The organism is Kitasatospora sp. NPDC057015 (genome assembly GCF_042673745.1).
GTDB lineage: Bacteria > Actinomycetota > Actinomycetes > Streptomycetales > Streptomycetaceae > Kitasatospora.
The window spans coordinates 1-6,724 of the sequence record NZ_JBHUSG010000103.1; the positions used below are offsets into that span (position 1 = coordinate 1).

A 6,724-nucleotide genomic window follows, 5' to 3' on the forward strand; every position below is an offset into this window, starting at 1 on the left:
CGGCAGGTCGTGAAGTTCGTATAGCTCGCGAAATAGGTGAAAGTAGGAGAGCGGCAAAGCTTCCTTATCGGATCAAACCTACGTAAACGCCCTCTTAGGTGCCGTCCAAGGTGTCGACCACCTGGTACCCCTTGGCGGCTTGGGTCGGGGTGAGCCATTCGTCGACCACGATGTTCGTCGCCGGAGCGATGGACATCCGGCCGTCGTAGTCCCACCACTCCCACAGCTCGGTGGTCCTGCCGTAGGAACGCACCTGGGCGTTGAGGGTATTGATGTAGTCGGCGAACACGTCACCCGGGTAGGCGAACTTCTTTTCCGTAGCATACGCAACCAGTTGCGGGCAGTCTGCCATGGCGGCGTCATTGGGGATCTCGTCGCCACCGATGCGGAAGTACGGCGAGTCGAACAGCGGAATCATCTCGTCGAAGAGGGCCTTGATGAAGTCCCGGGTCTTCGGCTGGGTGATGTCGAGGACCCAGCCGCCCTGGCCGGGTGTGCCTTCCCAGGACTTAGCGGTCGGCTTCGACAGGGAGTCGCAGGCGAACCCGAGGTTGCCCGGGGCGTGGTTGCTGATCCACGAGGCGTGGGCGGACAGGTCGATCTCGGGCACGACGGTTACCCCGTAGGAGTGGGCGTAGGCGACGAGGTCGGTGATCTGCGCCTGGGTGTAGGCCTCGGGTGAGGCCAGGTCCGGATAGACCTTGCTATGGATGCGGAACGCGTTCCAGTCCGACAGGTGCAGGTGGAAGGTGTTGAGCTTGTACCAACTCATCCATCGGATCTGCTGCTTGAGCTAGTCGACCGGGAAGAACTTGCGGCCGACGTCGAGCGTCTACCCCGCTGGGCCTACTGGGGCCAGTCCTTCGCGCTGCCCTGCGGAACACTGAGGCGGGCCGGGTCGGCACGCAGCACCTGGAGCAAAGTACGGGTGCCCCACCAGGCGCCGGTGAGCTTGCGGGCCACGATGGTCAGTGAAGCTCCGGCGGTCAGGAGGTAGCCCTCGTCGCCGATGGAGGTGTCCGAGCTGTCCAGTAGCAGGATGATGTCGCCGGCGGCGGGGGTCGAGCCTATGACGACGGCGGGTCGCAGGCCGTTCTCGGCGGCCAGGTTGCCGACGAGCAGGCCCGACATCGACGACAGGGCGCCGGAGTCGGCGGCCGACACCAGGATGCGGCTGGCGGGCGCCAGCTTCCACTCCCCGCTGCCGCCGGTCCACTGCCGCAGGCTCGGCACGACCGTCGGCACGACGTTCTCCGCCCTGGCCGGGGTCGCGGGCACGGCGATCAGGGCAACGGTCACGCACAGGGCCGACAGCCCGAGGCTGATCCACTGCCGGGGTGCGGGGAGTCACGGGAGCCGCAAACTCTCCCGGGAGGCAACCGGCTGACGAAGCCCGGAGGACATATCTGCACCGCGTGCAACCGAGGTCGTTGATGTGGCAACGGGGCCCATGTGGTCTCGACTCCCGCAGTCAGAGGACGGCCATACGTACAAGGCGGGCACGACCCGCTTGATCGGTCGATCGGCCTACGTCACCAACCTCACGAGGGCGAGATACGCCGTGGGACAGCAGCGGCGATCGCAGCACCTGCTTTCGCGATGCTCGCCATGGTGCACCTACATCTCCATTCTTGTCCATACTTGCGCGCAAAATAGCTTTTGCAAGCAAGATCACTCAGACTGCGTTCGAGGTGCGTCGCGCTCTGTGACTAGTGAGGTCATTGCAACCGTCTGCGCTATCAAGAAGCCCAGGCTGGCAAGCAACCCTGACCTGAGCCCTGGTGTTTCGGTGTGCTGCTGTCAGTGGCGGGTGGTCGTCGAGATCCGGGCGAGGATGACCATCGCCTGCACTGGGTCGGTGCGGAGCCAGGCGGTCAGGTGCTCTCGGGCCGCCTCGGGGACGCAGGCGCGGACGGGCAGGTTGCCCAGTCGGTCGCGGTGGCCGCCTCCAATTCGGGCCGATCGAGCTTCACCGACACGATGGCCGTCAGGTTCGAGCCAAACTGGGTGGGGGTGAAGTCGGGGTCGGGCGGGGTGGGTAGACCCAGGTTCTCTCTCGCCCTACGGGGCTGCCAGCCACGGCCCGGACCCGGTCGCTGGCTCGCCCGGCACGGCCCGGCACTGGCGAGCCGAACCGCCTGATCCGGCGGCGCCGCCCTCCAGGCCGAGTTGTCGCAGGTATCGGACCGGAGTGCCCGCAGCCGTGTGGGGTTGGCTGCACGTCACAAGGTGATCTCGCCCCTTGACGCAGCTTCCGTAACAACGGTGTCATATCCCCACTCCGTTGGTTAACGTTTGATTCTGATGATTTACGTTTGAACTACGACTGAGTGAACCCACTGCCCCGGGCCGTAGCACCAACCGTCCCCCGAGATGCTTTCCAACCGCCTCGTCGCACCCACCGGGCACGAGTGCCCATCACCCTCGCACCCCTGCACACCCGTTGAGTCCCCTCGACTCGTGTGGCCTCCAAAGGAGCTCCCCATGTCCCGTACCACCAGCCGTTCCGTTGCAGCGGCGGGCCTGCTGCTCGCCCTTGGCCTGACGACTGCCTGTTCCACCGGCAAGGAGGCGACGAGTGCGGACGCTCCGGTCGCACCGGTGAGCGGCAAGATCTCGATCACCTACCTGCAGAAGCAGGGTGACCAGGAGTACTTCGTCGGTGAGGCCGCCGGTGCCAAGGCCAAGGCCGCCGAGCTGGGCGTCGACCTCAAGGTCGTCAACCTGGGCAACGACGCCAACAAGACCGTGAGCGAGGTCCAGTCGGCCGTCGCGCAGAAGGCCAACGGCATCATCATCGTGGTGCCGGACCCGGCGGTGGGCCCGCAGGTCGTGCAGACCGCCAAGGACGGCAAGGTGGCGCTGCTGACCTCCGACGACCAGATCTGTGCCAGCGGCCCGGACCCGTCCGCCTGCCCGAAGGCCGATCTGGTGCCGCGGATCGGCTTCTCCGGCGCCCAGATGGGCGGCGAGGTCGGCAAGCGCGCCGCCGAGGAGTACAAGAAGGTCGCCTGGAACCCGGCAGAGACCCGAACCATCTCCGCGTGGAAGCAGGACGTCACCGTCTGCGGCGACCGCGTCAAGGCCGCCAAGGACGCCTTCGGCGCTGCCGTCCCAGGGGTGCAGAACATCGACGTGGCGACCGACAACACCCCCACCGGCGCCCAGGACAAGATCGCCGCGACGATCACCGCCAACGCCGGTGTGAAGCACTGGGTGGTGTGGGGCTGCAACGACGAGAACGTCCAGGGCGGCGTCACCGCGCTGGAGAACGCCGGCGTCGGCGCCGACAACGTCATCGGCGTCGGCCTCGGCGCCTACCTCGCCTGCAAGGACTGGAGCGGCACCAAGCCCACCGGTATGAAGGCCGCCCTCTTCATCAACGGCAAGGACGTCGGCGCCCTCGCCGTCCAGACCATCTACGACAAGCTCAAGAACAGCAAGGACATGCCCGCCGAAGCCTTCGCCCCCACCACCATGGTCGACGCCACCACCTGGAAGACCTCCGGCGTCACCTGCAACTGACCCACCGGCCTACCGGCCCGATCTCCCGGCGGGCCGGTAGACGCCGCCTTCGGCCCCGGCCCAGCCAGGGCCGGGGCCGAAGGCGCGCTTCCTTGTCGAACCACGACTGTCCCGCCACCGCCCGGGCCGCCGAACGGCCCAGGGACGGCCAGTTCCGCCCACCCTCCGCATGACCGCTCCGAGGTAGCCCCGTATGAGCAGAGCTCACGACACGAACCCCGCCCCTCGCCCGCCCACCCCCGACAGTCATGCCCATGCCGGCAGCGCCGGCGTGCAGAACGTCTCCAAGCGGTTCGGCCCGGTGCAGGCCCTGGGTGGAGTGACCCTGGACTTCCCGGCCGGTCAGGTGACCGCCCTGATGGGCGAGAACGGGGCCGGCAAGTCGACCCTGCTGAAGATCCTCACCGGCGACCACCAGCCCACCGAGGGCCATGTCGTCCTCGACGGCAGGCCCGTGCAGTTCTACTCGCCGACGGACGCCCGCCGCGCCGGCGTACGGATCATCCCGCAGGAGCCGGAGATCATCCCGCACGTCTCCGTCGCCGAGAACGTCTACGCCGGCAACCTGCCCCGCACCGCCGCGCGACGCCTGGACCGCACCGAACTGCGCCGGCGCATCACCGCCGACCTGCACCGCTACGGCTTCGAGAAGGTCCTCGACCCCGACACGATCGGCTCCCACCTCACCCCCGCCCAACGCCAACTCGTGGAGATCATGCGGGCGCTGACCGGCGAGGCGAAGGTCATCGCCTTCGACGAACCCACCTCCTCCCTGTCCGAGCACGAGGTCGACGCGCTGTTCGCCCTGATCCGCCGCCTGCGCGACCAGGGCATCGCCGTCATCTACGTCTCCCACCGGATGCAGGAGATCTTCCAGCTCGCCGACCGCATCGCCGTCCTGCGCGACGGCGAACTCGCTGGCGTCCAGGACGCCCGCGCCACCACCGAGGGCGAACTGGTACGCCTCATGGTCGGCCGCGACCTCTCCACCATGTTCACCCGCGAACGCGTCACCCCCGGCCCGCTCGTCCTTGACGTCCGGCAGGTCACCACCGACGCGGTGCGCGGTGTCAGCCTGCAGGTCCGGGCCGGCGAGGTCGTCGGCCTGGCCGGCCTGATTGGCGCGGGCCGCTCCGAGCTCGCCCTCGCCCTCGCCGGCGACCTGCCCGTCCACAGCGGCACCGTCACCCTCGACGGACAGCGACTGCCCACGGGCCGGCCCGGAGCCGTCATCCGGGCGGGCCTGGGCCTCGCGCCCGAGGAACGCAAGGCCCAGGCCCTGTTCCTGCACCGCTCGATCCGGGACAACACCTCGCTGGTCGTCCTGGAACGCCTGCGCCGCTTCCGCTTCGTCCGCCGCGGGGCCGAGCGGGAGCTGGCGCAGGAGTACACCGACCGCCTGCGGGTGCGCACCCCCTCCATCGAGCACGAAGTCCGCAAACTCTCCGGCGGCAACCAGCAGAAGGTCGTCCTCGCCCGCTGGCTGGCCCGCAAACCCAAGGTCCTGATCCTCGACGAGCCGACCCGCGGCATCGACGTCGGCGCGAAGGCCGAGATCTACCGGATCATCGCCGACCTCGCCGAAGAAGGCGTCGCCCTATTGGTGATCTCCTCCGAACTCCCCGAGATCCTCGGCCTCGCCGACCGGATCGTCGTGATGCAGAACGGCCGCGTCACCGGCGAACTCGACCGCGCCGAGGCCACCGAAGAAACCATCCTCAACCTGGCCATGGCCGACGACATCGCCCCCGTCCCTGGAGCATCCGCATGAGCACCACGACCACCCGACGGGCCGCCGGCAGCAGCCCCGAGCAGCGCAAGAGCCCCGGCCGCCTGACCGTTCTGGCCTCCGTCGGCGGCCAGAACCTCAGCCTGATCGGCGCGCTGGCCGTCGTCCTCGCCCTGTTCGGCGTGCTGAACGACAACTACCTCACCCTGAACAACATGCAGGTGATCGCCGAAGCGGCCACCATCACCGGCCTGCTCGCCGTCGTCCAGACCGTCGTGATCATCTGCGGCGGCCTCGACATCTCGGTGGGCTCCCAGGCCGGCGTCGCCTCCGTCGTCTCCGCGATGGCCTTCACCACCACCGGCGCCAACCCGTACGCCGGCATGGCCGCCGCCGTGGGCGTCGGCGTCCTGATCGGTATCCTCAACGGCGTGATCATCGTCTACGGACGCGTCAACCCCACCATCGCGACCCTCGCCGGCCTCGCCGCCTACAAGGGCCTCGCCCAGCTCATCTCCGACGGCCGCGCCCAGGGCTACGTCCTCAACAACGACGTCTTCGTCTTCCTCGGCCGAGGCAAGATCGCCGGCCTGCCGGTCATGGTCTGGATCCTCATCCTCACCGCGGTCGCTGTCCACCTCCTCCTCAAGTACACCGACATCGGCCGCAACATCTACGCCATCGGCGGCAACGACACCGCCGCCCGCCTCGCCGGCATCAACATCAACAAATACCTCATCGCCGTCTACGCCCTCATCGGTACCGTCGCCGCTGTCGCCGGCATCCTCCTCACCGCCCGCACCGGCTCCGGCCAACCCACCTCCGGCAGCGAAGGCCTCGAACTCAAGGCCATCACCGCCGCAGCCCTCGGCGGCTGCGCACTCAGAGGCGGCAAGGGCGGCATCGGCGGCACCCTCCTCGCCGTCGCCCTGCTCGGCGCACTGGAGAACGGCCTCACCGTCCAGGGCATCAACTCCTTCTGGCAGAACGTCGCCCAGGGTGCCCTCCTCGTCATCGCCGTCGTCATCCAACAACGCCGCAACGGCGAACGTCCCATCGGACTCCCCACCTGAGACCCGCCCACGAACCACCGCACCCTCCAGCCGCCCTGCCCCCAGCTGCGAAGTCCTACCTCTTGATCTCCGTCAGAGGCCGGGCCAGCACAGGCCGCCCCGAAGACGCGACGGCCCGGCCCGGCACATCCGACGGAACGGCGAGCGGCCGCTGAGGGTCGGCCACCTCGCCCGCGGCTGCCGGTGGCGTCCGCCAAGACCGGACGCCACCGGCAGCCGCGCCCCACTGAGACACCCGATCAGCGGATGCCTCAGCAGCGCGTCAATCCGTCGATCTCAACACGGACGGGGACCTGCACGACTGAAGTTCCCCCCTGATCTTGGAGAGCGGGTTTCTACGCTGCGGGGGTGAAATCGCTCTGCAGTCTGGCCCTGGTTTCGATCGGGGTGAGGTATC

The 6,724-nt window shown here is 68.3% G+C and carries 5 protein-coding genes; 3 read left to right on the top strand and 2 right to left on the bottom strand.

The window, feature by feature from the left end; all coding sequences use genetic code 11:
* Positions 1-94: 94 nt before the first annotated feature.
* Together ACFTWP_RS40985 and ACFTWP_RS40990 are read right to left on the bottom strand one after the other, a co-directional pair.
* On the bottom strand, positions 95-781 hold the full coding sequence (locus ACFTWP_RS40985; RefSeq protein ID WP_380270296.1) for a family 20 glycosylhydrolase: 687 nt from the start codon (positions 779-781) through the stop codon (positions 95-97).
* A 65-nt stretch (positions 782-846) separates the two neighbouring features.
* Positions 847-1,299, bottom strand: a complete 453-nt coding sequence (locus tag ACFTWP_RS40990; protein ID WP_380270292.1) for a glycoside hydrolase family 20 zincin-like fold domain-containing protein — start codon at positions 1,297-1,299, stop codon at positions 847-849.
* A gap of 1,185 nt (positions 1,300-2,484) precedes the next feature.
* Between ACFTWP_RS40990 and ACFTWP_RS40995 the strand changes: the two genes are divergently transcribed.
* The 3 genes from ACFTWP_RS40995 (at position 2,485) to ACFTWP_RS41005 (ending at position 6,327) form a co-directional block, all read left to right on the top strand.
* Complete coding sequence (locus ACFTWP_RS40995; RefSeq protein WP_380270293.1) at positions 2,485-3,525, top strand: substrate-binding domain-containing protein; 1,041 nt, start codon at positions 2,485-2,487, stop codon at positions 3,523-3,525.
* Between the two features lie 193 nt (positions 3,526-3,718).
* Complete coding sequence (locus ACFTWP_RS41000) at positions 3,719-5,296, top strand: sugar ABC transporter ATP-binding protein (protein WP_380270294.1); 1,578 nt, start codon at positions 3,719-3,721, stop codon at positions 5,294-5,296.
* On the top strand, positions 5,293-6,327 hold the full coding sequence (locus tag ACFTWP_RS41005; protein WP_380270295.1) for an ABC transporter permease: 1,035 nt from the start codon (positions 5,293-5,295) through the stop codon (positions 6,325-6,327). Before ACFTWP_RS41000 ends, ACFTWP_RS41005 begins: the two co-directional genes overlap by 4 nt.
* Positions 6,328-6,724: the final 397 nt, after the last annotated feature.